Origin of the sequence: Curtobacterium sp. BH-2-1-1, from assembly GCF_001806325.1 — a bacterium.
Classification (GTDB): domain Bacteria; phylum Actinomycetota; class Actinomycetes; order Actinomycetales; family Microbacteriaceae; genus Curtobacterium.
Genome location: NZ_CP017580.1, coordinates 1817907 through 1843194 on the forward strand (window position 1 = coordinate 1817907; position 25288 = coordinate 1843194).

General features: G+C 72.2%; 27 protein-coding genes. 19 read left to right on the forward strand and 8 right to left on the reverse strand.

The genetic code is table 11. The features are described from left to right. Positions 1–74 precede the first annotated feature (74 nt). Together BJK06_RS08625 and BJK06_RS08630 are read right to left on the reverse strand one after the other, a co-directional pair. Positions 75–1334 carry a hemolysin family protein gene (locus BJK06_RS08625; protein WP_070417555.1) on the reverse strand — a complete coding sequence of 420 codons (1260 nt, stop codon included), beginning with the start codon at positions 1332–1334 and terminating at the stop codon, positions 75–77. Between the two features lie 83 nt (positions 1335–1417). Further along, positions 1418–2407, reverse strand: coding sequence for a M23 family metallopeptidase (locus BJK06_RS08630; protein ID WP_070417556.1), 990 nt, complete (start codon positions 2405–2407; stop codon positions 1418–1420). A gap of 162 nt (positions 2408–2569) precedes the next feature. Between BJK06_RS08630 and BJK06_RS08635 the strand changes: the two genes are divergently transcribed. Continuing rightward, positions 2570–3064, forward strand: coding sequence for a hypothetical protein (locus tag BJK06_RS08635; protein WP_070417557.1), 495 nt, complete (start codon positions 2570–2572; stop codon positions 3062–3064). Positions 3065–3067: 3 nt separating this feature from the next. On the opposite strand, the gene BJK06_RS08640 is transcribed toward BJK06_RS08635, so the two are convergent. After that, positions 3068–4759, reverse strand: a complete 1692-nt coding sequence (locus BJK06_RS08640) for a sodium:proton antiporter (RefSeq protein WP_070417558.1) — start codon at positions 4757–4759, stop codon at positions 3068–3070. Between the two features lie 28 nt (positions 4760–4787). Continuing rightward, positions 4788–5153 carry a hypothetical protein gene (locus BJK06_RS08645; protein ID WP_139201798.1) on the reverse strand — a complete coding sequence of 122 codons (366 nt, stop codon included), beginning with the start codon at positions 5151–5153 and terminating at the stop codon, positions 4788–4790. A gap of 190 nt (positions 5154–5343) precedes the next feature. On the opposite strand from BJK06_RS08645, the gene BJK06_RS08650 reads away from it, so the two are divergent. Then, the gene (locus BJK06_RS08650; RefSeq protein WP_070417560.1) at positions 5344–7554 is read left to right on the forward strand and encodes an NADP-dependent isocitrate dehydrogenase; all 2211 of its coding nucleotides are present in this window, start codon (positions 5344–5346) and stop codon (positions 7552–7554) included. A gap of 148 nt (positions 7555–7702) precedes the next feature. Here the strand turns inward: BJK06_RS08650 and BJK06_RS08655 are convergent, their stop codons facing one another. Then, positions 7703–8158 (reverse strand): DUF3817 domain-containing protein, encoded by a 456-nt coding sequence (locus BJK06_RS08655; RefSeq protein WP_070417561.1) that lies wholly within the window; start codon positions 8156–8158, stop codon positions 7703–7705. 89 nt (positions 8159–8247) lie between these two features. On the opposite strand from BJK06_RS08655, the gene BJK06_RS08660 reads away from it, so the two are divergent. Further along, positions 8248–9024, forward strand: coding sequence for a ThuA domain-containing protein (locus BJK06_RS08660; protein ID WP_258027733.1), 777 nt, complete (start codon positions 8248–8250; stop codon positions 9022–9024). Further along, positions 9021–10151: a GAF domain-containing protein gene (locus BJK06_RS08665; RefSeq protein ID WP_070417562.1), complete on the forward strand. Its 1131-nt coding sequence runs from the start codon at positions 9021–9023 to the stop codon at positions 10149–10151. The genes BJK06_RS08660 and BJK06_RS08665 overlap by 4 nt, the downstream gene beginning before the upstream one ends. 70 nt (positions 10152–10221) lie before the next feature. Here the strand turns inward: BJK06_RS08665 and BJK06_RS08670 are convergent, their stop codons facing one another. Beyond that, complete coding sequence (locus BJK06_RS08670) at positions 10222–10647, reverse strand: hypothetical protein (protein ID WP_070417563.1); 426 nt, start codon at positions 10645–10647, stop codon at positions 10222–10224. A gap of 90 nt (positions 10648–10737) precedes the next feature. Here BJK06_RS08670 and BJK06_RS08675 point away from each other — a divergent pair, with 90 nt between their 5' ends. From BJK06_RS08675 to BJK06_RS08710, 8 genes are all read left to right on the forward strand, one after another. Next, a complete protein-coding gene (locus BJK06_RS08675; RefSeq protein WP_070417564.1) occupies positions 10738–11400 on the forward strand; it encodes a ScbR family autoregulator-binding transcription factor in 663 nt (220 codons plus the stop codon). 129 nt (positions 11401–11529) lie between these two features. Continuing rightward, the gene (locus tag BJK06_RS08680; protein ID WP_070417565.1) at positions 11530–12408 is read left to right on the forward strand and encodes an aminoglycoside phosphotransferase family protein; all 879 of its coding nucleotides are present in this window, start codon (positions 11530–11532) and stop codon (positions 12406–12408) included. 60 nt (positions 12409–12468) lie between these two features. Continuing rightward, positions 12469–13080 carry a hypothetical protein gene (locus BJK06_RS08685; RefSeq protein WP_139199256.1) on the forward strand — a complete coding sequence of 204 codons (612 nt, stop codon included), beginning with the start codon at positions 12469–12471 and terminating at the stop codon, positions 13078–13080. After that, a complete protein-coding gene (locus tag BJK06_RS08690; RefSeq protein ID WP_070417567.1) occupies positions 13077–13772 on the forward strand; it encodes a DinB family protein in 696 nt (231 codons plus the stop codon). Before BJK06_RS08685 ends, BJK06_RS08690 begins: the two co-directional genes overlap by 4 nt. A 208-nt stretch (positions 13773–13980) precedes the next feature. After that, a complete protein-coding gene (locus BJK06_RS08695; protein WP_070417568.1) occupies positions 13981–14628 on the forward strand; it encodes an ABC transporter permease in 648 nt (215 codons plus the stop codon). Then, positions 14615–15883 (forward strand): ABC transporter ATP-binding protein, encoded by a 1269-nt coding sequence (locus BJK06_RS08700; RefSeq protein WP_070417569.1) that lies wholly within the window; start codon positions 14615–14617, stop codon positions 15881–15883. The genes BJK06_RS08695 and BJK06_RS08700 overlap by 14 nt, the downstream gene beginning before the upstream one ends. Continuing rightward, positions 15880–16641: an ABC transporter permease gene (locus tag BJK06_RS08705; RefSeq protein WP_070417570.1), complete on the forward strand. Its 762-nt coding sequence runs from the start codon at positions 15880–15882 to the stop codon at positions 16639–16641. The genes BJK06_RS08700 and BJK06_RS08705 overlap by 4 nt, the downstream gene beginning before the upstream one ends. Continuing rightward, complete coding sequence (locus BJK06_RS08710; RefSeq protein ID WP_083295151.1) at positions 16638–17735, forward strand: glycine betaine ABC transporter substrate-binding protein; 1098 nt, start codon at positions 16638–16640, stop codon at positions 17733–17735. Before BJK06_RS08705 ends, BJK06_RS08710 begins: the two co-directional genes overlap by 4 nt. Positions 17736–17900: 165 nt before the next feature. Here BJK06_RS08710 and BJK06_RS08715 read toward each other — a convergent pair whose 3' ends face one another. Continuing rightward, positions 17901–18530 (reverse strand): TetR/AcrR family transcriptional regulator, encoded by a 630-nt coding sequence (locus BJK06_RS08715; RefSeq protein ID WP_070417571.1) that lies wholly within the window; start codon positions 18528–18530, stop codon positions 17901–17903. Positions 18531–18610: 80 nt separating this feature from the next. Here BJK06_RS08715 and BJK06_RS08720 point away from each other — a divergent pair, with 80 nt between their 5' ends. From BJK06_RS08720 to BJK06_RS08730, 3 genes are read left to right on the forward strand one after another with little or no spacing between them, the layout of a single operon-like run. Continuing rightward, entirely contained in the window at positions 18611–19339 is a 729-nt protein-coding gene (locus tag BJK06_RS08720; RefSeq protein WP_070417572.1) for an ABC transporter ATP-binding protein, read from the forward strand. Beyond that, on the forward strand, positions 19336–20613 hold the full coding sequence (locus tag BJK06_RS08725; protein WP_070417573.1) for an ABC transporter permease: 1278 nt from the start codon (positions 19336–19338) through the stop codon (positions 20611–20613). Before BJK06_RS08720 ends, BJK06_RS08725 begins: the two co-directional genes overlap by 4 nt. A 26-nt stretch (positions 20614–20639) precedes the next feature. Then, the gene (locus BJK06_RS08730; RefSeq protein ID WP_070417574.1) at positions 20640–21167 is read left to right on the forward strand and encodes a GNAT family N-acetyltransferase; all 528 of its coding nucleotides are present in this window, start codon (positions 20640–20642) and stop codon (positions 21165–21167) included. A gap of 32 nt (positions 21168–21199) precedes the next feature. On the opposite strand, the gene BJK06_RS08735 is transcribed toward BJK06_RS08730, so the two are convergent. Continuing rightward, on the reverse strand, positions 21200–21475 hold the full coding sequence (locus BJK06_RS08735) for a hypothetical protein (protein ID WP_070417575.1): 276 nt from the start codon (positions 21473–21475) through the stop codon (positions 21200–21202). A 103-nt stretch (positions 21476–21578) separates the two neighbouring features. On the opposite strand from BJK06_RS08735, the gene BJK06_RS08740 reads away from it, so the two are divergent. The 4 genes from BJK06_RS08740 to BJK06_RS08755 all read left to right on the forward strand — a co-directional run bounded on the left by BJK06_RS08740 (position 21579) and on the right by BJK06_RS08755 (position 25139). Next, positions 21579–22250, forward strand: coding sequence for a hypothetical protein (locus BJK06_RS08740; RefSeq protein WP_070417576.1), 672 nt, complete (start codon positions 21579–21581; stop codon positions 22248–22250). 365 nt (positions 22251–22615) lie between these two features. Next, the gene (locus BJK06_RS08745) at positions 22616–24061 is read left to right on the forward strand and encodes an NAD(P)/FAD-dependent oxidoreductase (RefSeq protein ID WP_070417577.1); all 1446 of its coding nucleotides are present in this window, start codon (positions 22616–22618) and stop codon (positions 24059–24061) included. 2 nt (positions 24062–24063) lie between these two features. Next, positions 24064–24507, forward strand: coding sequence for an SRPBCC family protein (locus tag BJK06_RS08750; protein ID WP_070417578.1), 444 nt, complete (start codon positions 24064–24066; stop codon positions 24505–24507). Between the two features lie 122 nt (positions 24508–24629). Next, a complete protein-coding gene (locus tag BJK06_RS08755; RefSeq protein ID WP_156794814.1) occupies positions 24630–25139 on the forward strand; it encodes a hypothetical protein in 510 nt (169 codons plus the stop codon). Positions 25140–25288 lie beyond the last annotated feature (149 nt).

Consider the following 25288-nt stretch of genomic DNA (forward strand, 5'->3'; position numbering starts at 1 on the left):
CGTCCTCCCTCGCAGGCTCGGTCGGCGCGCCCCGCGCAACGCTCCGCGTTGCCGCCGAGCGGGGCGCGCCCGCGTCAGGCGGTTGCGTCGGCCGTGATGCTGACGCGCGCCACGCGGTGACCGTCCATGGCGGTCACCTCGAGCCGGTGGCCGCCGACCTCGACGACGTCCCCGACCTCGGGCACGCGGTCCAGCGCCACCTGCACCAGGCCGCCCACCGTCTCGTAGTCGCCGTCGGGGAGGGCCGGGCCGCCGTCGGCCACGAGGTCCTCGAGCACGGTCGCCCCGTCGACGCCGTCGTGCTCGGCCGCGGGCTCGTCGTACTCGTCGCGGATGCGTCCGACGAGGTCCTCGAGCAGCGCCTCGAGCGTCACCATGCCCGCGCTGCCGCCGTACTCGTCGACGACCAGGGCGATCTGGTGTCCCTCGGTGCGCATGTCCGCGATCGCACTCGACAGCGACTTCGTCTCGGGCAGCGCGAGCACCGGACGCACGAGGGTCGACACCGGTGCGGTGGGGTCCTCCGGGCGCAGCAGGTCCCGCAGGTGGACGAACCCGTCGACGTGGTCCCGCGTGCCGTCGGTGACGAGGTACCGGGTGTGCCCGAGGTCGATGGCGTGGTCGGTGGCCGCGGCGATCGAGGTGCCCGCGTCGATCGTGGACACGTCGTACCAGGGCCGCATCGACTCGCGGAGGATCCGGTCGCCCGCGTCGAGGGCGCTCCGGGCGATCCGGCGTCCCTGGGCGTCGATGGCGTCGTGGTCCTCGACGAGACCGCGGAGCTCCTCGGTGCTCATCGACTCGCTCCGGGCGTTCGGGTCCCCGCCGAGCAGCCGCACGACGGTGTCGGTCGACTTCGAGAGCAGCCAGATCACCGGGCGCATGAGCGTGGCGAACCGGTCGAGCGTCGGGGCGACGGCCATCGAGAAGCCCTCGGCTCGCTGCAGGGCGAGTCGCTTCGGCACGAGCTCGCCGAAGACCAGCGAGAGGTAGGCGATCACGAGGGTCATCAGCACCAGTGCCACCGTCTCGGCAGCACCCTGCTCGAGCCCGAGGCCCGTGAACAGCGGGGCGACGTCCGGAGCGATCGACGACGCGCCGTACGCGGCCGAGAAGAACCCGGCGACGGTCACGCCGATCTGCACGGCGGAGAGGAAGCGGTTCGGGTCGCGGCCGAGCTCGGCGACCCGCATCCCCCGGGACCCGCGGCGCTCGAGCTGCTGCAGCTGCGACTCACGGAGGGAGACGAGGGCGATCTCGGCTGCGGCGAACACGCCACCGACGAGCACGAAGAGCACCACGAGCCCGAAGGCGATCCAGGTGTCGGGTCCCATCAGCGGGCTGCCGGCTCAGATCGGCGACGGGCGGGCGGTCTGTGACAGTCGTCCATGCCTGTGAGCATGCACAGGGAACCTGATCAGGCGGTGAGGGAACGCCCGATGCGCGCTTCGAGCCAGGCTTCCGGGTCGATCGGCGTCTCGCCGTCCATCAGGACCTCGAGGTGGAGGTGCGCCCCGGTCGAGACCCCGGAGGAGCCGACCTTGCCGATGAACTGCCCGGCCTCGACGGTGTCGCCGACCTTCAGCGGCGAGGAGCCGGGGATCATGTGGCCGTAGAGCGTCGAGACCTCGCGCCCGTCGATCACGTGGTCGATGATCACCGCGGTGCCGTACGAGAAGTACGTGCCGGAGACCCGGACGGTCCCCGCGGCCACGGCACCGATCGGCGCGCCCATGCCCGGGTTGAAGTCGAGGCCCTGGTGGAGCGACGAGCAGGCGCCGCACGGAGCCGAGCGGTAGCCGAAGCCCGAGCTCATCCGTACCGGCCCGGGGAACGGCGACCGGACCTCGCCGCCGTAGGACACCGACGTGCCCGGGGCCCCGGCCGAACCGCCGCCGACCGTGAAGCCGTCGCGGTCGAGGGCGGAGGCGGAGATCGCCTGCGTCACGGCGTAGTCCTGCGTGCGGACGGAGGGTGCGAGGGTCGCGGTCGCCATCGAGGTGCCGGCGCTGGCGTGCGCGGGCATCGCGGACGCGGCGAACATCGCGAGGGCGGCGAGGGCGCTCGTGAGCGTCACGCTGCTGGCGCGGCGGGACCTGGAGGCGCGGGTCGCCCGGGCGACGGCGGGCACGCTGGGTGCGGGGCGACGGACGACGCGCTGGATGCGGGCGTCGACGTGCTCGGTCGTCGCACGCGCTGCGGCCGCTCGACGACCGGTGCGCTCGGGCTTCGGCGCGCGAGGCGGCGCGGGCGTGCGCTCGGCCTTCGGTGCGCGCTCGGGCTTCGGCGTCCGCTCACGGCGGGCCGGCTTGCGGGCTGCGGCGCGCTCGGCCTCGAGGGCGGCGCGACGGGACAGGTGCACCACCGGGGTGTCCGGGTGCTGGTCGAGTTCGCGTGCAGTCGTCATGGCCGCCCACCATTCTGCACGACTCTGTCGCTTTGTACAGGTCCTTTCGTGATCTCATCGTTACCGAAGTGCTGGGAGGCTGCTGATCCCACAGCCAGGCCCGGCCCCGGATGGCGCCCGATCAGTAGTGTCCGCAGTGAGCGAGCGGAAAGGACCCTCCACATGGCCCGAACACCGCGCGAGCGGCACGAACCGGTCGACCTGGCGTCGGCGCACGTCGTGCTCGCCGGGACGCAGGAGCTCCTGCCGGTGCTCCGGACCGCTGCCGTCCGGGCCGGGGTCGACGCCGCCCGGATGCGCGTGGTCGGGGTGGACGACCTGCCCGACCCCGAGGAGACCTGGGACGCCGAACTCGCGGTCATCGCGATCCGTCGGCCCGGTGACGACCCGGCGTTCCACCGTGCGCACGAGGCCGCCGAGATGATCGACCCGCTGCTCGCGCCGCACGCGGTCCGGATCGTCGTGACGGTCTCGGGGCTGACCCGGCTCGCGCCGAAGGTCGAGCGGACGCTGACGTCCGAGGTGCTCCACCAGATCGGCGCGGCGTCGGCACCGTCCGGGTTCGAGCGGCCGTTCCGGAACTTCCGGATGCGCGTGGGGCTCGCGGCCCTGAAGACCGCCGGCGTCCGGGTCTTCCGGGTGCGCATCGGCGAGTGACCGTCACCGTGCGGGAGCGCCCCTGAGCTCGAGGGCGATCTGCTCGGCGTCGAGGTTCTGCAGCATCGACTCGAGCACCTCGGCGTCGAAACTGCCGTCGTCGCGGGCGTCGAGGATCGCGGCGCGCTGCGCTTCGAGCACCGCCAGACGCCGGGCCTTCTCGCGCCCCATCCACGCCCGGAGTTCGGCGGGGTCGGCGGCCTCGAGCTCTTCCCGCGCGCGGGGTCCGGCCTCGCTCGTCCCGGGGACCTGCTCCGCCGCTGCCCGCATGAGCTCGAGGAGCCGCTTGCGTTCCTCGGTGTCCTGCGCGGCGGTGTCCGTCGTCGGCGCGGCGATGCGACGGAGGAGCGGCCCGATCGTCCCGCCCTGGACCACGAGCGACAGCAGGGCCACGGCGAACGCGACGAAGACGAGCAGTGACCGCTGGGGCGTGCCCTCGGGGAGCGTCTGGGCCGCCGCGACGGTCACCGCGCCGCGCATCCCCGCCCAGACCACCGCGGTGCCCTCCCGCCAGCCGAGCGGCGCCTTCGTGTAGTACGCGATGTCCGCCAGGGTGCGACGGACCCGCACCGCGAACCGGTCGAGTTCCCGTTCGGACGGCGCCCGGTTGCCCGGTCGGTGTTCGCGGATCACCTCGCTCATGGCGTCGCGGTCCTGCGCGTGCATCTCCGCGAAGCGGGTCTGCATCCGTTCGCCGCGCTTGGCGCTGGCGGACAGGGCGAGCAGCAGTGGCACGACGTAGGCGGCCCGGACGAGGACGGTGAGCACGAAGGCGCCGACGGCGATGAGGAGCGCCGGCCCGATCCCGGCGTGCTGGTCCTGCACGTCGCCGAGGATCGACGCGAGCTGCAGCCCCATCGTCAGGAACACGGCACCCTCGAGCACGAGCTCGATCGTCTGCCAGTTCTGGGCGTCCGACAGCCGGTGCCCCGGGGGGAGCCTGCGCGGGCCGACGATGCCCGTGAACAGCCCCGCGACGACGGCCGCGACGAGGCCGGACCCCTCGAAGTGCTCGGTCGGGATCGCGGCGACGAACGGCACCGCGAAGGACAGTGCCGTGTTCACCGCGGCGTTCGGCACCCGGGACCGCACCCAGACGTTGAGCCAGCCGACGAACCAGCCGATGACGACGGCGATCGCGACCGCCCGGGCGAAGTCCCCGAGTGCGCCCCAGAACGAGAACGACGCGCCCGCGGCGAAGATCGCAGTGCGGAGGAGCACGAGCGCGGTCGCGTCGTTGAGCAGCGACTCGCCGTCGAGGATCGAGATCGCCCGCCGTGACACCGAGGTCTGCTTGACGATCGAGGTCGCGACGGCGTCGGTGGGGCTGACGATCGCCCCGAGCGCGATGCCCCACCAGAAGCCCAGCCCCGGGACGACCCACGCGAAGAAGAGCCCGAGCACCAGGCTCGACGCGACGACGAGCAGGACCGACAGGCCGCTGATCGCGCCGAACTCCCGCCGGAAGTTCATCGACGGCATCGACACCGCCGCCGAGTACAGCAACGGCGGCAGCACCCCCGCGAGGATCCACTCCGGTTCGATCCGGGCGTTCGGGATCCACGGCACGAGGCTCGCGGCGACCCCCACCGCGACGAGGACGAGCGGCGCGGCGACCCCGATGCGCGGGCCGAGCACGGCAGCACCCGCGATGGCGACCAGGGCGACCACACCGATGACGAGGAGTTCGTTCACTCCCCCAGCGTGGCACCGTTCCGGGCGATCAGTCCCGGTCCGGCTCCGCGCTGTGGACAGCCGAGGCGTTGACGACGTGGTGTGGAGGAACGACGTGGGCGACGACCGCGACACTGCCGGCGGCCAGGACGAGCGCGAGCGTGCCCGCGGTCACGGCGGTCCCGATCCGCCGCAGCCGCGAGCCCGACCCACGGTCCCGCGGCGCGAAGCGGGCGAGCCCACGACGCGGCGTCGGACCGACCAACCACGGCCCGGAGCCGTCCTCGTCGTACGAGAACGGCCCGGACCCGTCCGGCGCGTACCGGTACGGCCCGCTGCCGTCCACGGCGTACGCCGAACGGAGGTCCTCCGCGGACCACCCGAAGTCCTCCGGTGTCTGCCGTGTCGTCGACATGCGCGCCTCCTGCGGTCGTGTGGTGCGGAAGACCACTCCACGCGACGTTCCTATGAGTCGACAGTGCGCCTCCAGGAAGCCATCCGAGCATCTGCTCACGCAGGCGACACCATGTATCTTGATGTCGAGACATCCCGTTGCGCGAGTAGCGTGGACGTACCGACGGTCGAACAAGGGAGTACCCGCCAGCATGGCCAAGATCATCTACACCCTCACGGACGAGGCGCCGTTCCTCGCCACCCACTCCTTCCTCCCGGTCATCCAGGCCTTCGCCGGCACCGCAGGTGTCGACGTCGAGACCCGCGACATCTCGCTCTCGGGCCGGATCATCGCCCAGTTCCCGGAGCGGCTCACCGCCGAACAGCGCCTGGACGACGCCCTCGCCGAGCTCGGGGACCTCGCGAAGACCCCCGAGGCGAACATCATCAAGCTGCCGAACATCTCGGCGTCGATCCCGCAGCTCAAGGCCGCGATCAAGGAGCTCCAGGCGCAGGGCTACGACCTGCCGGACTACCCCGACGAGCCGACGACCGACGACGAGCGCGACGCCCGCGCCCGCTACGACCGCACCAAGGGCAGCGCCGTGAACCCGGTCCTGCGCGAGGGCAACTCCGACCGCCGCGCGCCGCTCTCCGTCAAGAACTACGCCCGCAAGCACCCGCACCGCATGGGCGCCTGGAGCCACGACTCGAAGACGAACGTCGTGACGATGGGCACGGACGACTTCCGCTCGAACGAGCAGTCCTGGATCGCGCCCGCCGACGACGTCCTGACGATCGAGTTCGTCGGTGCCGACGGTGCGACCACGGTCCTCAAGCAGTCGATCCCCGTCCTCGCGGGCGAGGTCGTCGACGGCACGGTGCTGCACGTCCGGGCGCTCGAGGCCTTCCTGCAGGACCAGATCCGCGCGGCGCAGGAGCAGGGCATCCTGTTCTCGGTGCACCTCAAGGCCACGATGATGAAGGTCTCCGACCCGATCATCTTCGGCCACGTCATCCGTGCGTTCTTCCCGAGCGTCTTCGAGCGCTTCGGCGCCGACCTCGCCGCCGCCGGGCTCAACCCGAACGACGGCCTCGGCTCGATCCTCGCCGGGCTCGACGCCGTCCCGAACGGTGCGGAGATCAAGCAGGCGTTCGCGGACGGCATCGACGCGGGCCCCGAGCTCGCGATGGTCGACTCCGACAAGGGCATCACGAACCTGCACGTCCCGAGCGACGTCATCGTGGACGCCTCCATGCCCGCGATGATCCGCACCTCCGGCCACATGTGGGGTCCGGACGGCGAGGAGCACGACACCCTCGCGGTCATCCCGGACTCGAGCTACGCCGGCATCTACCAGGCCACGATCGAGGACTGCCGCGCCAACGGTGCGTTCGACCCGGCCACCATGGGCTCGGTGCCGAACGTCGGCCTGATGGCGCAGAAGGCCGAGGAGTACGGCTCGCACGACAAGACCTTCGAGGTCCCGGCAGCCGGCCGCGTCCGCGTGGTCACGAGCGGCGGCGAGACGGTCATCGAGCACGAGGTCGAGGCCGGTGACATCTGGCGCGCCTGCCAGACCAAGGACGTCGCGATCCGCGACTGGGTGAAGCTCGCCGTGACGCGTGCCCGTGCGACCGGTTCCCCCGCGGTGTTCTGGCTCGACGAGACCCGTGCGCACGACGCGAACCTCATCGGCCTGGTGCGGACCTACCTCGCCGAGCAGGACACCGACGGGCTGCAGATCGAGATCCTCTCCCCCGAGGACGCGATGCGCTTCTCGCTCGAGCGCATCCGCCGCGGCGAGGACACCATCTCCGTCACGGGCAACGTGCTCCGCGACTACCTCACCGACCTGTTCCCGATCATGGAGCTCGGCACCTCGGCGAAGATGCTCTCCGTCGTCCCGCTCCTCGGCGGCGGCGGCCTGTTCGAGACCGGTGCCGGTGGTTCGGCGCCGAAGCACGTGCAGCAGCTCGTCGAGCAGAACTACCTGCGCTGGGACAGCCTCGGCGAGTTCCTCGCCCTCGCGGTCAGCCTCGAGCACCTCGCCGGTGTGACGGGCAACGAGCGGGCGAAGATCCTCGGCGAGACGCTCGACCGTGCGACCGGCACGTTCCTCGACGAGGACAAGTCGCCGGGGCGCAAGCTCGGGTCGATCGACAACCGCGGCAGCCACTTCTACCTGGCGAAGTACTGGGCCCAGGAGCTCGCGGCGCAGACGACCGACGCCCAGCTCGCCTCGGCGTTCGCCGAGATCGCCGCGACGCTCGACGAGCAGGAGTCGACGATCGTCGAGGAGCTGAACAGCGTGCAGGGGCACCCGGCGGACATCGGCGGGTACTACCGTCCGGACGACGCCAAGACGAGCGCCGTGATGCGCCCGTCCGCCACGTTGAACGGGATCCTCGCCGCGCTGTAGACGCGGGACGCACGGACGGGAGGCGCGGTGCCGGCTGGCACCGCGCCTCCCGCCCGTCGTGTGGTCGCGACCCGGGCCGCGCTTCGTGAGCAGGAACGGTCGGGTCCGCATCACGAACCAGACCGTTCCTGCTCACGAAGGCAGCGCGTCAGCCGCGGGACGGGACGGGCGGGCCGGCGGCCAGCAGCGCCACGAACACCAGGGCGACGGCCACGACGCCGATGAGGATCGACACCGCCGGGTGCCGCACCACGAAGAACAGCAGGCGGTCCCAGAACCCGACGCGCCCCTCGGCACCACTGCGCCACGCACCCTCGAGCATCCCGCGCCGGGCCACGGCGACCTCGAACGGCACCGTCGCGTACGGCACGACGGCACTCGCCCACCCGAGCACGAGCGCTCCGGCCGACCACCGCTGGTTCACCGCGACGACGGTCGTCACGACGAGGTACGCCAGGAACACGAACCCGTGCACCCCGCCCCCGATCCGGACGCCCCAGTCGCCGGCACCGAGGCCGTACTTGAGCACCATCCCGGCGATGAGCATGGTCCAGGTCACGAGTTCGGCGACCGCGGCGGCGCGGAACAGGGAGCGGGGAGTCATGCGGACATCGTCGCGGACGCCTCCCGGGAAAGCCCCGACACTCCGGTGGTCGTATCGATTCGACGACCAGGCGGACTAGCGTGGGAGCCATGTCGACGCCGACCGAATCCCGTCCCCTGAACATCGTCGTCTGGAACGAGAACGTGCACGAGAGCCGGGGTGACGAGACCGTCGTCGGGCACTACCCCGACGGCATGCACACCGTGATCGCCGCCGCGCTCCGCGAGCACCACCCCGACGCGACCGTGAGCACGGCCACCCTGCAGGAGCCCGACCACGGCATCACCGCCGAGCGCCTGGCCACCACCGACGTCCTGTTCTGGTGGGGCCACGCCGCCCACGACGAGGTCAGCGACGCCGTCGTCGACCTCGTGGTCGATGCCGTGCACGCGGGCATGGGGCTCGTGGTGCTGCACTCCGGGCACTTTTCGAAGCCGTTCAAGCGCCTGATGGGCACGACCTGCTCCCTGAAGTGGCGGAACGACGGGGAGCGCGAGCTCGTCTGGACCGTGGCGCCCGAGCACCCGATCGCCGCGGGCGTCCCGCACCCGATCGTCATCGACCGCCAGGAGATGTACGGCGAGTACTTCGACATCCCGCGCCCCGACGAAGAGGTCTTCCTGTCGACGTTCGCCGGCGGCGAGGTCTTCCGCTCGGGCGTCGCGTACCGCCGGGGCCTCGGGAAGGTCTTCTACTTCTCCCCCGGTGACCAGGAGTACCCGGTGTACCACCACCCGGACATCCAGCGGGTGCTGTCGAACGCGGCCGCGTGGGCGGCGCCGGTGTCCGAGCGACGCGAACTGACCGCCGACCCCCACCCGCGGGACTGGTTCCTGGGCGAGGGTGCGGGTAGACAGGACGGGTGACCCACCTCGACGCCGCAGCGCACCGGTCGGCCGTGGTCGAGGCGCTCGGCGTCCTCGGCAGCGGCCCCGAGGAGCGCTTCGACCGCATCACCCGCATGACGCAGGAGGCCTTCGGGGTCCCGCTGTCCTTCCTCAATCTCGTGCACGACGGGCTCGTCACGGCGCAGTCCACGCAGGGCTGGCACCAGGGTTCGAGCGTGCCGGCCGAGTCGGTGTTCTGCGCCACCACGGTCCTCACCGACGAAGCGATCGTCGTGCCGGACACGATGCTCGACCCGCGGTTCGCCCACCTCGCCGCGGTCACCGAGCAGGGCATCCGGTTCTACGCGGGCGCGCCGCTGTCGATGCTCGACGGCACGCGCGTCGGCACGCTCTGCATCATGGACGCGACGCCGCGCACGCTGACGGCCGAGGACATCGACCTGCTCCGCGACCTCGCGCGCTGGGCGGAGCGGGAGCTCGGGCACACGATCGAGCGCGACCGGGTCCGGCGGGTCGTGGAGGGCCTCGTCCCCGGACCCGTCGAGGTCCCCGGGTACTCGCTGGAGGTGCTGACGCTCCCCCGCGAGGACTCCGGTGACGTCGCGGACTGGCGGGTCGCCGCAGACGGCCGCCTGCACTGCACCGTCGGAGCCGTCCCGGCAGCCGGTCGCGCCTCGGCACTGCTGGCAGCAGCGGTCCGGGCAGCCGTGATCGCGCGGACCGACGTCGACATGGAGACCGCGATCGTCGGCCTGGAGGCGCAGGTCGCCGCCGACCTGTCGGCTGCGGACACCGTCGGGTCGCTCTTCCACCTGCGGCTCGACCCCGCGTCGGGTCACGTCGTGTACGGGGACGCCGGGCACGGCCTCGCGGCCGTCGTGCGCGCGGACGGCTGTGCCGCGGTGCTCCGGTCGCACGACCTGCCGATCGGCTTACAACCGGACGGGACGCCGCGGACCCCCGGTGCGCTCGACCTCGCGTCGGGAGACCGCGTCGTGCTGTGCACCGACGGGCTGCTGGCCGCGGTCGGGGACCTCGAGACGCTGATCGGATGGGTGCGAGGCGCCGACGACACCGCGAGCCTGGTCGACCGGGTCCGGGGTGTCGCCACGGCCGGCACGCTCCTCGTCCTCACGCGCGACTGAGCGCGACGGACCGTCAGCGCCCGCGACCGACCCGCCCGCGCCCGCGACGGACCGCCAGCGCCCGCGGTCGTCAGCGCTGCGCGGGCTTCGCGGTCAGGGACACGACCAGCAGCGTCGCGAGCATCCCGAACCCGGCGAGCTCGATCCCGAGGCCGGCGAGCTGCCAGTAGGCGCTCCCCACGACCTGCGGCTGCGTGATCGACTCCGGCCACCACCCGTCGATGAGCGGGATCGACGCCGGGAACGGATCGAGGCCGAACACGACGAGCCCGCCGAGCAGGAGCACCACCCCGAGCGCCGCCATCGCGCCCCGCGACCCTCGGAGCATCCGGGCGACGAGCGCCGCGGCGATGCCGGCCAGCCCGACCACGGCGATCGCGAACGCCAGCACGACGACGGTCTGCGGCGCGAGCGCGACCCAGTCGAGCACGGCGATCGGCAGCAGCAGCCACCGACCCGTCCGTGCCCAGCGCACCGGGTTCCGCCATCCGTCCATGCCGGGAACCGTACGACAGCCGACCGGGGAGGTTCCCGGACGTCACCCGGACACCGCCTGGGACGGCCGCATCGGTACGCTTGCAGGATCATGGCGCAGGACGGTGGCACGCGGCAGCAGCGGGCGGTCGCCACCCGTGCCGCGATCCTCGACGCGGCAGCGGGCGAGTTCGACGAGCGCGGGTACCTCGGCACCTCGATGGACGCCGTCGCCGAGCGGGCCGGCCTCACCAAGGGTGCGCTGTACTTCCACTTCACGTCGAAGGCCGACCTCGCCGGCGCGGTGATCGCCCGGCAGCACGAGGTCTCCCGGCGGTACGGCGAGGCGGCGGCCGCCCGCGGGACGACCCCGCTCGAGGTGCTCATGTGGATGTCCCAGGGCCTCGCGTCGCAGATGATCGACGAGACCGTCGTGAGCGCCGGCATCCGTCTGTCCACCGAGGCCGCGACGGCGGACGTGGCCCGGCAGGACCCGTACGCCGACTGGATCGCCGTGGTGACCGACCTCGTCCGACAGGGCATCGACGCCGGCGAGGTCGACCCCGCGTGGGACCCGGAACTCGTCGGCCGCGTCGTCATCCCCGCGTACACGGGGGTGCAGACCGTCTCGGACGTCCTCGCCGACCGGTCGGACCTGTACGTCCGGCTCCGTGAGCTCTGGACGGTCCTGCTCGCGGCGATCGTCTCCGACCGGGTCCGCCCGGAGATCCCCCGGCTCGTCGCGCTCATCGCCCCGCTGCCCGACGACGCCTGACCCGACCGCCACGCGACGCGGGTCCCCCCATGGACACCCACGTCGCTGGTCCCTCGAGGCTACCGAGCGCCCGCCCCGCCCGGCTCTCCCCAGTTCACGGGTGTGCGCGCCCCCGGCTACCCTGACCCGATGGCCACCCCCGCCGCCGAGGTCGACGTCGACGTCCCGCTCGTCGCCGCCCTGCTCCGCGACCAGCACCCGGACCTCGCGGACCTCCCGCTCGCGATCGTGGCGAGCGGCTGGGACAACGTCGTGGTCCGGCTCGGCGAGCTGCTCGCCGTGCGGCTCCCCCGCCGGGCGGCCGCTGCGGCGCTCATCGAGCACGAGCAGCGGTGGTTGCCGGAGATCGCGCACCGGGTGGCGGCGATCGTGCCCGTCCCCGATCCGGTCCGCACCGGACGCCCGGCCCTCGGGTACCCGTGGTCGTGGAGCGTCGTCCGCTGGCTGCCCGGCACCCCGGCGGGCGAACGCGCCGGCGGCGTGCAGGTGGCCGAGGCGCTCGCCGCGTTCGTCGAGCTGCTGCACGTCCCCGCGCCGCCGGACGCTCCCGTGAACCCTGTCCGCGCGGTGCCGCTCGCCACGCGCAGCGACAGCGTCCTGACGCGACTCGCGACGGCGGACGTGCCCCGGGCCCGTGAACTCGCGGCAGTCTGGCGGACCGCGGCGGCGCTGCCCGCGTACGCCGGGCCTCCCGTCTGGGTGCACGGCGACCTGCACCCCTTCAACGTGCTCTTCGAGACGGCACCGGCCGGCGGGACCCGCCTGTCGGCGGTCGTCGACTTCGGCGACGTGACGGCGGGCGATCCGGCCGTCGACCTCGCCACCGCGTGGCTCACGCTCGACCGGGAGGCGCGGCGCACCTTCCGCACGCGCGTCGCGGCCGACGACGACACCTGGGAACGGGCGCGTGCCTGGGCCGTCTCGATCGGTTCGGCACTCCACCTGTCCGACGACCGCGCGTTCCGCGCCGTCGCACGCCGGGTGATCGGAGAAGTGCTGGACGACTGAGTCCGCGCGGGGCTATCGTGACCGCACCAATCCGTGCACGTGAAGATCGGAGGGGCCGTCATGACCCTCGAGTTCCGCGTCCAGCACGACGTCGCCACCGACGCCTCTCCCGTCCCGTCCACCCCGACCCGCACCGGCTTCCGCGGGCTCCTCGACCGGTTCTCCGCACGCCGTTCCGCTGCGCGCGACCGTCGCGTCGAGGCCCGGTTGCAGGAGCTGGACGACCTCGCCCGACTGCTCTCCGGGGCGCGCGGCGTCATCGAACGGGGGTGGATCCAGCACGCGTGGTTCGCGTACGTCGACGAGCACGGTCGGATGCGGAAGGCCTCCAGCGCCGCGGCGATGGACGTGCAGGGCCGCCCCCTCGTCGCCGCGTGCCTGGTCGGCTCCGTGGTCTCCGCTGCCGGTGGCCCGCACGCCGTGCACTCGCAGCAGGTCCAGCGCGCCCTCGACCTGGTGTGGCACGCCCTCGCCGTCGACGAGGGACAGCCGGTCCTCTGGTGCCCGGCGCCGGACGTCCGGATGGGACGGGTCCGCGACCTGACCAGCTGGAACGACGCCCCGGCGCGGAACTCCGGCGAGGTCGCCGGGCTCCTGCTCACCGCCGAACGGGTCGCCGTGCAGGAGTCGGAGCGCGTGCGCGAGCGTTCGGTGGCACGATCGAGGGCATGACGAGCGCCGACCCGGTCCCCGAGGTCCACCCCGCACCGGCAGCACCGACCATCGCCTCGAGCGGCGGCTCGATGCTGTCGGACGAGGGGTCGACGACCGGCATCGACGCCGAGGTCCTCAAGCGGACGCTGCACCGGTACCTGCAGAAGCACCGCGCGGCACTGGTCGCCAAGCTCGACGGGCTCGCCGAACGGCAGGCACGATGGCCGGTCACGCCGACCGGGACGAACGTGCTCGGTCTCGTGAAGCACGTCGCGGGCGTGCAGGCCATGTACTTCGGCGAGGTCTTCGGGCGCCCGTTGCCGGACCCGCCCGCCTGGCTCGAGTCCGAGGACGGCGACGACATGTACGCGACGCTCGACGAGACCCTGGACGACGTCGTCGCGTTCCACCACCGCAGCGCCGCGCACGCCGACGCCACGATCGAGGCGCTCGACCTCGACGCCCGCGGGGTCGTTCCCTGGTGGCCGGAGGACCGCCGGCGGGTGAGCCTGCACCGGATCCTCGTGCACATGGGGTACGAGACGGCCCGGCACGCGGGGCACGCCGACATCGTGCGCGAGATGCTCGACGGGCTCGCGGGCGACGGGGACGGCAACCTCGCCGAGAAGACCCCGGACGAGTGGGTCCTCTGGCGGGAGCACCTCGTCGACGTCGCCGAGCGGTCGGGACTCCGCGACCTCGGCGCATAGCCGACGACTGCTCGGGATCGTTACCGTTCTCCCAGGGTCGGGGCGCTGCACCTGTCCTGACCGGGTGTTTCCGGCTTCGCGGATCCGCGGGGAGTCGTTCCGGCACCCGTCCTCGGTTGTGCGGTGACCCGGCCCCCTGCGTAGGTTCGAACCCACTTGTGCCCCGACCCGTGGGCAGTTCGGCCGACCGGAGGGGAGCGTTCTGCGCGTGTTCCAGTACATCGGGGAGCGGTGGGACCAGATCTGGTTCGCGTCGTGGCAGCACTTCTCACTGGTCGTCCAGTGCACGGTGCTCGCGACGCTCATCGCCGTGGTCCTCGCCACACTCGTCTACCGCAGCGAACGGCTCACCTCCGTCGCGAACGGGGTCTCGGCGATCGGGCTGACGCTCCCGTCCTTCGCGGTCATCGGCCTGCTCATCGTGCCGCTCGGCTTCGGCGTCGTGCCGTCCGTGGTGACGGTCGTCTTCTTCGCGACGCTGCCGATCCTGCGCAACGCCGTCGTCGGCCTCGCCGAGATCCCGCCGACGGTCGTCGAGTCGGCGCGGGGCATCGGCATGAGCCGGTTCCGCACCCTGCTCCAGGTCGAGCTGCCGATGGCGTGGCCGATCATCCTCAGCGGTGTGCGGGTGTCCGCGCAGATGGTGATGGGCATCGCCGCGATCGCCGCCTACGCGCTCGGCCCCGGGCTCGGCGGCTTCATCTTCTCCGGGCTGTCCCGCCTCGGCGGTGCGAACGCCCTCTTCTCCGTGACGGTCGGGGTGGTGGGGGTCGTCCTGCTCGCCCTCGTCCTCGACCTGCTCCTCCTCGGCCTCGGCCGTCTGACCATCTCGAGAGGTATCCGTGTCCAGCACTGACTCCGCCACCACCACCGCTCCCGCCGGCGACGTCACCGGCCGCCGCATCCTGCTCGACGAGGTCACGAAGCGGTACCCCGGTCAGACGAAGCCCGCGGTCGACGGCATCACGCTCGAGATCCCGGCCGGCAAGATCGTCATGCTCGTCGGCCCGTCCGGCTGCGGCAAGACGACCACGCTCAAGATGATCAACCGCCTGATCGAACCGACCGAGGGACGCATCGTCGTCGGTGAGGACGACGTCACGGGGATCGACGCGGACGAGCTCCGTCGCCGCATGGGCTACGTGATCCAGGCCGGCGGGCTCTTTCCGCACATGACCGTGGCGGCGAACATCGCGATCGTCCCGAAGATGCTCGGGTGGTCGAAGGAGAAGATCGCGGCCCGCGTCGACGAGCTCCTCGACCTCGTCTCGCTCGACCCCGACACCTACCGCGACCGGTTCCCCCGCGAGCTCTCCGGCGGCCAGCAGCAGCGCGTCGGCGTCGCCCGGGCGCTCGCCGCGGACCCGCCCGTCCTGCTCATGGACGAGCCGTTCGGCGCGGTCGACCCGATCACCCGCCAGCGCCTGCAGGACGAGCTCCTCCGCATCCAGGAGGAGCTGCACAAGACGATCGTCATCGTGAGCCACGACTTCGACGAGGCCGTGAAGCTCGGCGACTGGATCGTGATCTTCACCGAGGGTGCCCACATCGTGCAGTACGACACCCCGGAGCGGATCCTCGCGGAACCGGCGAACGAGTTCGTCGAGAACTTCATCGGGTCCGGCGCCGGGCTCAAGCAGCTCACGCTGAACCGGGTCCGCGACGTCGAGCTCGCCCCCGCGGTGACCTGCTCGCCGGGCGAGGAGGCGAAGGCCGTGCTGCAGCGCATGCAGGAGGCCGGTGGCCACGGGCACGCCGTCGTCGTCGACCGCCGACAGCGTCCGATCGGGTGGCCGACGCGTCGTCAGCTCGAGCGGCTCGACCGGATCCCGGAGGGCATCGAGCCCGACCTGCCCGTCGTGGGCGGGGCCGCAACCCTGAACGACGCGCTCGACACCATGCTCGTGTCGAGCGCCGGCGCCGCACTCGTGACCGGCCGCGGCGAGGCGTTCCAGGGCGTCATCACCGTCGAGACGGTCATGGACGCGATCACCCGGTCGCGCGCCGCCGCCGCCCAGGAGCAGGCCTACACGCCGGTCGGGACGAACACGAACCCGATCGAGACCATGCCGTCGTCGCCCGTGGTGGCGACCAGCGGGGAGGACCTGTGAGCGCGGTCGCCGCCGGGGCGGGGACGGGCAGCCGCACCGGGTGGAAGGGGCTGCTCGTGCAGCCGATCGCCATCCTCGTGGTGCTCGCCGGGTTCGCGGTCTGGCTCGCCACGGCGGACCTCACGCCGACCGAGCGCACCACGCTCAACCCGGCGGACATCCTCGCGCTCACCGGGCAGCACCTCGTGCTGACCCTCGAGTCGACCGTGCTCGTGCTCGTGATCGGCATCCCGCTCGGCGTCCTGCTCACCCGCGGGCCGCTCCGTCGTGCGAGCGTGTACGTGCTCGCCGTCGCCAACTTCGGGCAGGCGGCCCCGGCCGTCGGGCTCATCGTGCTGCTCGCCGCGTGGCTCGGCCTGAACTCGTGGTCGGCCGTCGTCGCCCTCGTGCTCTACGCGATCCTGCCGGTGCTCCGGAACACCATGATCGGCATCCAGAGCGTCGACTCGCGGTTGGTCGAGGCCGGGCGGGGCATGGGCATGAGCGCGTTCAGCGTGCTCATGAAGGTCGAGCTGCCGCTGGCCGTGCCGGTCATGCTCTCCGGCATCCGCACCGCGCTGGTGCTGCTCGTCGGCACCGCGAGCCTGGCGACGTTCGTCGGCGCCGGTGGCCTCGGACTGCTCATCACCACGGGCGTGAACCTGTTCCTGCCGAAGGTCCTCGTCTCCGGGGCGCTCCTCGTGGCGCTCCTCGCCCTGTCCATCGACTGGATCGGCCGCGTGGTCGAGACGGTCGCACGACCGAAGGGACTCCGATGACCCACGACGCCCCGAACGCGACCCACGACGCGCCGAACGCGACCAACCACGCGCCGCGCGCCGATCTGCGGGGCGCACGCCGCGCCTCCCGTCCGACCGTCCGTCGCCGGGTCGCGACCGCCACCGCCGTGGCGGGCGCGGCCGCCCTCGTGCTGACCGGCTGCGGCCTGCAGCCGGCGACGTCCTTCGTCCCCGCCGCGGACCCCGGTTCGATCCAGCGCATCGACGACCTGCCGGACGGCGCGCACATCACCGTGACCTCGAAGAACTTCACCGAGCAGCTGGTGCTCGGCAAGATCGCCGTGCTCGCCGCGAAGGCCGCCGGGTTCGACGTCACCGACGAGACGAACGTGCCGGGCAGCGTCGCCGTCCGCGAGCTGATGACCTCGCACGGCGCCGACTTCACCTACGAGTACACGGGCACGGCCTGGCTGACCTTCATGGGCCACAGCGAGGGCATCCCGGACAAGACCGAGCAGTGGGAAGCGGTGAAGCAGGAGGACGCCGGCAACGGCCTCACCTGGCTCGAGCCGGCGCCGATGAACAACACGTACGCCTTCGCCGTCCGCGACGAGGCCGTGTCGGAGCTCGGCGACATCAAGACCCTCTCCGACATCACGAAGCTCCCCGTCAGCGATCGCACGTTCTGCGTCGAGTCCGAGTTCAACTCCCGTGCCGACGGCTTCAAGCCGATGCTGAAGAAGTACGGGCTCGAGCTCGGCGGCTCGGGCGACAACGGCATCCCGACGAAGAACGTCAGCATCCTCGACACCGGCACGGTCTACACCGCGACCGATCGTGGCAAGTGCAACTTCGGCGAGGTCTTCACCACCGACGGCCGCATCAAGTCGCTCGGGCTCACCGTGCTCGAGGACGACAAGGGCTTCTTCCCGGCGTACAACGTCGCGCCCGTGCTCGACTCGGCGACGCTCAAGGAGTACCCGCAGCTCGAGGACGTCTACGACCAGATCTCGCCGAAGCTCACGGACGCCGTGCTGCAGGAGCTGAACCGGCAGGTCGACGTCGAGGGTCGCGAGCCCGCCGACGTCGCCTTCGACTGGATGGTCAAGGAGGGCTTCATCACGAAGCCGTGACGCGGGCGCGCGCCGCGCGGCGCCGCGCCGTGCTCGCATCGTGAGCAGAAATGGTCGGGTCCCCGAGCGGCACCCGACCATTTCTGCTCACCATGCGACGGACGGGAGGCGCGTGATGCGACGGACGGGAGGCGCGTGGCGGCCCCGCCCCGCGCCTCCCGTCCGCTACTGGCCCGTGATGCGGGCCGCGGTGTCGCGGATCGTCGCGACCACCCGCGCGCGGACCTCCTCCGGGTCCGACCCCTCGTGGCGCGCCGAGCTCCGCAGCCCGGTCATGCACATGCCGAGCAGCATCTCGGCCGCCTGGGGCGTGGCCGCGTCTGGACCCCAGGCCGGGTCCCGCTCGAGGATCGTCCGGACCGCGCCCGTCATCGCCTCGGCGACCGTGGTCATCCGGGAGACCTGGCGGCGCATGAGCTGCGGGAAGCGCACGATCACCTCCTTCCGGGCGAGCCGCTCGTGCTCGTCACCGAAGGACTCCCCGAACACCAGGAACGCCAGGTCCACCACGGCCTGCGCCGCGGGCTCCCCCGCGACGGCGGCCAGGTGGGCGTCGAGCGTCTCGGGCGTGAGGTCGAGCTCGATGTGCCCGAGGACCGCGTCCTCCTTGCTCTCGAAGTAGTTGAAGAACGTGCGCGGGGAGACCTCGGCGCGCGCGGCGATCTGCTCGATCGTGGTGCGGTCGATGTCCTGTTCGAGTGCGAGGGAGCGTGCCGCCTCGGCGATCCGGTGCCGGGTCTCGAGGCGTTTGCGGTCGCGGAGGCCCATCTCGGAGGCGGGCGCGGTGTCGGGCATGGCCCGACTGTAACCGGAACGTCACATCGTTTACAGCAAACGCAAACTTGCAGTCGTGCAGCGGACAGTACGGTGGGCGCATGACCACTCCCGTGCTCGAGGCTCGTGGCCTCGCCAGGACCTACGGCCGCGGCGCGACGCGGTTCGACGCGCTCAAGGGGGTGTCGCTGCAGGTGAACCAGGGCGAGAGCCTCGCGATCGTCGGCAAGTCCGGCTCCGGGAAGTCCACGCTCATGCACCTCCTCGCGCTGCTCGACAAGCCGTCGGCGGGCCAGGTGCTCCTCGACGGCACCGACGCCGCGACGCTCAGCGCGCGGCAGGTGAACCGCACGCGGAACAGCACCTTCGGGTTCGTCTTCCAGCAGTTCTTCCTCACGCCGAAGACCTCGGTGCTCGAGAACGTCGTGCTCCCGTTGAAGATCGCCGGCGTCTCCGGTGCCGAGCGGAAGCGCCGGGGCATGGCCGCACTCGACGCCCTCGGCCTTGCCGACAAGGCGAAGAACGACGCCAACGACCTGTCCGGCGGGCAGAAGCAGCGCGTGGTCATCGCGCGTGCACTGGTCGGGGAGCCGAGCGTCATCTTCGCGGACGAGCCGACCGGCAACCTCGACACGAACACGGGGCAGGTGGTCGAGGACATGCTCTTCGGGCTGCAGCGCGACCGGGGCATCACCCTCGTGGTCGTCACCCACGACGAGGAACTCGCCGAACGCTGCGACCGGCGCGTCAACGTGCGCGACGGACTCATCGTGGGTGGGAGCGACGATGCCGTCGACGCGCCGGCCACCCACGGAAGGCACTCCGCATGAACGTCCTCGACCTCTTCCGCACCGCGGTCGCGAACACCTTCCGGTCGAAGCTGCGCACGACGCTGACGGTCATCGCGATCTTCATCGGCGCGTTCACGATCACCCTGACCTCGGCCATCGGCACGGGCGTCAGCAACTACATCGACACCCAGGTGGCCTCCATCGGCGAGACCGGGTCGCTGACGATCACCAAGGCCGTCGAGTCGTCGACCGACTCCGGGCCGGCGAAGTACGACCCCGACGAGTCGAGCCAGAGCGTGGACCGCGGGCCGGCCTCGTTCGCGTACCTGTCCCAGTCCGATGTCGACAAGATCACGGACGTCTCGGGGGTGAAGAGCGTCCGCCCCGCCGTCGCACTGAGCACGAAGTGGGTCGAGTACGACGGGAAGGGCAAGTACGTCGTCGACATCGCCGCCAACGCCGGGGAGCTCGACGCCGACCTCGCGGCCGGGAAGCAGCTCGACGACGCGTCCTCCGCCGGCAACCAGGTGCTCCTGCCCACGAACTACCTGGAGAACCTCGGGCTCGGCAGCGCGAAGGCCGCCGTGGGCAAGGAGCTGACCGTCGCGGTCGACGACTACCAGGGCAAGGAGCACACCCTGACCGCCACGATCGCGGGGGTGCAGAACGAGTCGCTGTTCGGCGGCGGTGCCGGTGCGAACGCCGCGCTCACCGACGCGATGCAGGCCGCGCAGGAGACCGGCAAGCCCTCGTCGATCGCCACCTCGTACGCCAGCGCCACCGCCACGCTCGACAGCGGTGCGTCGGCCAGCAGCGTGAAGAGCGCCCTGTCGAAGGACGGCTACACCGGGCAGACCATCCAGGACCAGCTCGGCCAGTTCCAGACGGTCATCAACGGCATCGTCGGCGTGCTCAACGCCTTCGCCGTGATCGCGCTCGTCGCGGCCGGGTTCGGCATCATCAACACGCTGCTCATGAGCGTGCAGGAGCGCACGCGTGAGATCGGCCTGATGAAGGCGATGGGCATGGGCGGCGGGAAGGTCTACACGCTGTTCTCGCTCGAGGCCGTGTTCATCGGGTTCCTCGGCAGCGCGATCGGTGCGGGCGTGGCGATCCTGCTCGGCACGGGGATCTCGAACGTCCTCGCCGGGACCGTCCTCAAGGACCTGCCCGGGCTGCAGATCATGCAGTTCGCGCCGTCCTCGGTGATCACGATCATCCTCGTGGTGATGTTCATCGCCTTCCTCGCGGGCACGCTGCCGGCGCGTCGGGCGGCCCGGCAGAACCCGATCGAGGCGCTCCGGTACGAATAGCGGAGCGCGTGCCTAGTCTCTGAGGGGTGGCGGCGTTCGGACGGGACCTCGGGGACGGGTACACGCTGACGCTGCGCGACCTCACCACCGTCCGGCCGCTGCACGAGCTCGTCGTCGCGAACGCCGACCGGCTCCGTGCCGCGGAGCCGTGGGCGTGGCAGGAGCAGACCGTCGAGACGATCGGCCTGCACACCGAGCACCTGCTCGGCCAGTACGCGATGGACCGCGCGCTGCCCTGCGTCATCCGGCAGGACGACCGGGTCGTGGGTGCCGCCTCGCTCGCCTTCGACCCGTACCTGGGGCAGGCATCGCTCGGCTACTGGGTGGACGCGGGCCAGGAGGGACGGGGTGTCGCCCGGCGCGCCGCCACCGTCCTCGTCGGGGTGGCCCGGGCGCGGGGCGCCGCGCGTGCCGAGATCCGGACGGCGGTCGACAACGTGCGCAGCCGGGGCCTCGCCGAGCGGCTCGGCTTCACGCACGAGGGCACCCTGCGGAGCGCGATGCCCCTGGGGCCGGTGCGGGTGGACGTCGCCGTGTACGGCCTCGTGTTCTGAGCGGGCAGCCCCGGGGCCCAGGGCCGACCGGGTCAGCGGCCCTGCGTCGCGCCCGACCACACGGCGAACGCGCCGCCCACCACGAGCAGCACGAGCAGCAGGATCCACACCGCCAGTGCGACGAGGTTCATGAAGATCCCCCACCCGGCACGCCCGCGGGCGAACGGTTCGCGGCTCCGCGAGGCGACGCCGAGGCACAGCCCGACGATCGGCGCGACGAACGTCCAGCCGGCGAGCAACGAGCAGACGCCGAGGACGAGACTCGCCGTGCCGAGCCCGGTGCGGGGGGATTCCGAGTACGTGACCATGCACCCGACGCTACGGGTCCGTGGGAGGCGGGTCGTCCCTCCAGGGCCTGATCCGGGTCCACCTGCGGACGGATGGTCACCGGACGCCGGTATCGTCGACTGCATGGCCTTGTTCGGACGACGCAGCAAGCACGACGTGCGCGACCGACCCGTCAGTCAGGTCGAACTGAAGCGCGCCGTCGACGAGGGCTTCCTCATCGCGAAGGCCGCGGTCACCATCGCCGTGGGCAACCGGATCATCACGAACGCCCTCCGCGACGAGGGGTACTTCGACCACGCCGTCATCGCCGACGCCGCGCGCGAGGAACTCCACCGCATGGCCGAGGAACAGCGCGGCGACGCTGCCCGGATGCGCGAGATCCGCTCGAGGTCGAGCAAGCAGAAGGGCCGTTCGCGGCACCAGCACGACTACCGCCGCGGTGACGACCTCAAGCTCCGCACGCGTGAGGCGACGTACGAGCAGCTCGCGACGATGCTCGACAAGCGCCGGGACGACCAGGGCTTCGTCGACGGCATCGTCCTCGCCGCACGTGCCCGCGCCTGGGACGACATCGGAACGACCGTCGTCGGGCGGCTCGGGTGGGCGCAGCGTCCGGCGGACGACTACGAGGTCGGGCGGGACGACCGGCTGCAGCAGATGCTCGACGAGGACTTCGCGGCGCTGCTGGCGGAGCACCCGGTGGGATCGACCCCGGTGGACGCCGACGAGCCCTACGCAGCGGACGCGGGCGACGACGGGTCGGACCCGGCGGACCCGGACGCGGCGCGCGTCTGACCGGACCGGCCATCGGAGCGCAGCGATCTCGACGGCGTTGCGGCCCGTCGCTGGCAACCGGCCCGCGCCTGATGCCCGGCGCCTCGGTTCACGCGCTGTGGCTCGGAGCGGATCTGCTGAAGTCGTCCGCGCCGTGACCGTTCCGGTTCGCGGATCACGGGGCCCGCGAACCGGAACGGTCATCTGCAGAACCGGGAACGGCCGTGGAACGGACGCGATGACGGGCTGCACGCGGGGGGCGTGGCAGACCCGCGCCTCCAGGGCGCCGAACGGTGCGGGGCGCGCCTCGATCACCGTTCGCCGTGAGGGGGAAGCGGGCGCGCTGCCCGAGACGGCGCGCAGCAGCGGTCCCTAGGCTCGGGGGCATGGTGGATGCGGTGGTCGTCGGAGCCGGACCGAACGGACTCGCGGCGGCGGTGACGCTCGCGCGTGCCGGGCTGTCGGTCGAGGTCGTCGAACGCGCCGACACGATCGGCGGTGGTGCCCGGACCGCCGAACTCACGCTGCCCGGGTTCCTGCACGACGTGTGCTCCGCCGTGCACCCGATGGCGCTGCAGTCCGAGTTCTTCCGGCGCTTCCGCCTCGAGGACCGCATCGAACTCCGCTTGCCCGAGGTCCAGTACGGGCACCCGCTCGACGGCGGCCGTGCCGGGATCGCGTACCAGGACCTCGCGCGCACCGCCGAGTCGCTCGGCATCGACGGCCCGGCGTTCCGGCAGCTCATGGCCCCCCTGTCCGGCAACGCCGACCAGGTCGCCGACTTCGCCACCGGCGCCCTGCTGCACGTCCCACGGCACCCGCTGAGCGTCCTCCGGTTCGGGTTGCGGGCGCTCGAGCAGGGCACGAGTGCGTGGAACCTCCGTTTCCGCGACGAGGTCGCCCCCGCCATGGTCTCCGGCGTCGCGGCCCACTCGATCCAGCACATGCCGTCCCTCTCCACGGCCGCCGCCGCGCTGTCCCTCGGCGCCTACGCGCACGCGCGGGGCTGGCCCGTCCCGATCGGCGGCAGCCAGGCGATCGTCGACGCGCTCGCCGCCGACCTCGTCGCGCACGGCGGCCGGATCGAGACCGGGCGCGAGGTCCGCTCGCTCGCCGACCTCACCCCGGCCAAGGCGGTGCTGTTCGACACGAGCGTCCCCGGGATGCTGCGGATCGCCGGGAAGCAGATCCCGACGCCGCGACGGGGTGCCCTCCGGCGCTTCCGGTTCGGCAACGCCGCCGCGAAGGTCGACTTCGCGCTCTCCGACCCGGTCCCGTGGACGAACGAGGCGCTCCGCCGCGCCGGCACGGTGCACATCGGTGGGACCCGCGCCGAGATCGCGGCCGCCGAGGGCGCGGTCGCACGCGGCCAGCACGCCGAGCGCCCGTACGTGCTCGGCTCGGAGCCCACCGTGATCGACCCGAGCCGCGCGCCCGCGGGCAAACACGTCTTCTGGGCGTACGCGCACGTCCCCTCCGGGTCGGACGTCGACCAGACCGAGGCGATCACGCGGCAGATCGAGCGGTTCGCGCCCGGCTTCCGCGACACCGTCCTGCAGTCGAGCAGCCGCACCGCGGTCGAGATGGGCGCGTACAACCCGAACTACGTCGGCGGTGACATCGCCGCGGGTGCCGCGAGCTTCTGGCAGCTGGTCAAGCGCCCGGTGCTGTCGTCCGACCCGTGGCGCATGGGTGGCGGCATGTACCTCTGCTCCGAGGCGTCCGCCCCCGGCCCCGGTGTGCACGGCATGGCCGGCTGGCACGCGGCCCGGAGCGCCCTGCGGCACACGTTCGGGCTGCCCGAGCACGTCGATCTCACACCGGAGGACTGACCATGGCGAAGAACGTCCGCATCCTGCACTGCCGCCCGGAGGACGTCTTCGACGTGCTCGCGGACGGCTGGCTCTTCACGACGTGGGTCGTCGGCGCCTCGCGGATGCGCGGGCAGGACCCGGGCTGGCCGGCGGTCGGCACCCGCCTGCACCACTCGTTCGGCGTCTGGCCGCTCGTGATCGACGACGTGACGACGGTCCTCGAGTGGGACGCCCTGCACCGCATGGTCATCCAGCCGAAGGGGTGGCCCCTCGGCGAGGCCCGGGTCGAGCTCGTCGTCGAGGAGCACCGCCGTGGCTGCAAGGTAACCATCGTGGAGAACGCCGTGGCGGGGCCGGGCGCCTGGGTGCCGGACCTCCTCATGCAGCCGATGATCTGGATCCGCAACCGCGAGACGCTGCGGCGGCTCGGCTGGGTGGCCGCGGGTCGCGTCGCGACGTCCTGAGGGACGGGAGGCGCGGCGCGGGCCCGCACCGCGCCTCCCGTCCGTCCTGTGGTCGCCTCGGCACCGGCCCCGCGAACGGGGACGCTGTGGCGGGGTCCTGGGTCCGCCAGACTGACCGGGACATGCCCGCTGCACCCGACCACCGCCCCCTCCGGCCCCGACGCGCGACCCTCGTGGTCGGCCTGGCGCTGATCACCGCGACCGCCGTCTCCGGGTGCTCGCACCGAGCCGAGCCCGTGGGCCTCGACGATGCGTTCCCGGACTGGGCGAAGGGCGTGCAGGACCGCTGGGCGGGACAGCCGGGCGAACTCGGCAGCGGCACCGGCTCGAACGACTCGTCGAGCCGACTGTCCCTCGGTACCGGCGAGGATGGGGCACCTGCCCGGGTGAGGGTCTCGATCACGTGCCAGGGCGACGGCACCGTCCACATGGCGGTGTGGGCCGGCCGGATCGTGGACGGGGCCGAGAGCGGCAAGCGGCTCGCCTCGGGCGAGATCCGGTGCGGACACGACGAGGACCTGTACCTGCGCACCCGGAGCGAGTACGTCACCATCGGTCCGACGTCCGGGGACTCGACCGTCGGCTGGTACGCGGCCACCTACAGCGACCTCGCGGCGACTGCCGCCGACTGACCGCGGGCCGGGGTACACACCGGTCCGCCGCGTGCCCGACCGACCCGATCCGGTGCGCATCCGCCTGCTTCCCCGAGCTGGTGCGGTTCGACGCGGCGCACGCGCCGGGGTGGGGTGCCGACCGGACCTGGCGAACGCCTCCGAGCAGC

Excerpts from the sequence above, each read along its gene's own strand:
- BJK06_RS08675 (WP_070417564.1), top strand. The coding sequence starts at position 10,738 with ATGGCGCAGGACGGTGGCACGCGGCAGCAGCGGGCGGTCGCCACCCGT.
- BJK06_RS08655 (WP_070417561.1), bottom strand. The coding sequence starts at position 8,158 with ATGACTCCCCGCTCCCTGTTCCGCGCCGCCGCGGTCGCCGAACTCGTG.
- BJK06_RS08625 (WP_070417555.1), bottom strand. The coding sequence starts at position 1,334 with ATGGGACCCGACACCTGGATCGCCTTCGGGCTCGTGGTGCTCTTCGTG.
- BJK06_RS08635 (WP_070417557.1), top strand. The coding sequence starts at position 2,570 with ATGGCCCGAACACCGCGCGAGCGGCACGAACCGGTCGACCTGGCGTCG.
- BJK06_RS08745 (WP_070417577.1), top strand. The coding sequence starts at position 22,616 with ATGGTGGATGCGGTGGTCGTCGGAGCCGGACCGAACGGACTCGCGGCG.
- BJK06_RS08670 (WP_070417563.1), bottom strand. The coding sequence starts at position 10,647 with ATGGACGGATGGCGGAACCCGGTGCGCTGGGCACGGACGGGTCGGTGG.
- BJK06_RS08685 (WP_139199256.1), top strand. The coding sequence starts at position 12,469 with ATGACCCTCGAGTTCCGCGTCCAGCACGACGTCGCCACCGACGCCTCT.
- BJK06_RS08755 (WP_156794814.1), top strand. The coding sequence starts at position 24,630 with ATGCCCGCTGCACCCGACCACCGCCCCCTCCGGCCCCGACGCGCGACC.
- BJK06_RS08735 (WP_070417575.1), bottom strand. The coding sequence starts at position 21,475 with ATGGTCACGTACTCGGAATCCCCCCGCACCGGGCTCGGCACGGCGAGT.
- BJK06_RS08710 (WP_083295151.1), top strand. The coding sequence starts at position 16,638 with ATGACCCACGACGCCCCGAACGCGACCCACGACGCGCCGAACGCGACC.
- BJK06_RS08650 (WP_070417560.1), top strand. The coding sequence starts at position 5,344 with ATGGCCAAGATCATCTACACCCTCACGGACGAGGCGCCGTTCCTCGCC.
- BJK06_RS08680 (WP_070417565.1), top strand. The coding sequence starts at position 11,530 with ATGGCCACCCCCGCCGCCGAGGTCGACGTCGACGTCCCGCTCGTCGCC.
- BJK06_RS08645 (WP_139201798.1), bottom strand. The coding sequence starts at position 5,153 with ATGTCGACGACACGGCAGACACCGGAGGACTTCGGGTGGTCCGCGGAG.
- BJK06_RS08690 (WP_070417567.1), top strand. The coding sequence starts at position 13,077 with ATGACGAGCGCCGACCCGGTCCCCGAGGTCCACCCCGCACCGGCAGCA.
- BJK06_RS08740 (WP_070417576.1), top strand. The coding sequence starts at position 21,579 with ATGGCCTTGTTCGGACGACGCAGCAAGCACGACGTGCGCGACCGACCC.
- BJK06_RS08660 (WP_258027733.1), top strand. The coding sequence starts at position 8,248 with ATGTCGACGCCGACCGAATCCCGTCCCCTGAACATCGTCGTCTGGAAC.
- BJK06_RS08725 (WP_070417573.1), top strand. The coding sequence starts at position 19,336 with ATGAACGTCCTCGACCTCTTCCGCACCGCGGTCGCGAACACCTTCCGG.
- BJK06_RS08715 (WP_070417571.1), bottom strand. The coding sequence starts at position 18,530 with ATGCCCGACACCGCGCCCGCCTCCGAGATGGGCCTCCGCGACCGCAAA.
- BJK06_RS08630 (WP_070417556.1), bottom strand. The coding sequence starts at position 2,407 with ATGACGACTGCACGCGAACTCGACCAGCACCCGGACACCCCGGTGGTG.
- BJK06_RS08750 (WP_070417578.1), top strand. The coding sequence starts at position 24,064 with ATGGCGAAGAACGTCCGCATCCTGCACTGCCGCCCGGAGGACGTCTTC.
- BJK06_RS08720 (WP_070417572.1), top strand. The coding sequence starts at position 18,611 with ATGACCACTCCCGTGCTCGAGGCTCGTGGCCTCGCCAGGACCTACGGC.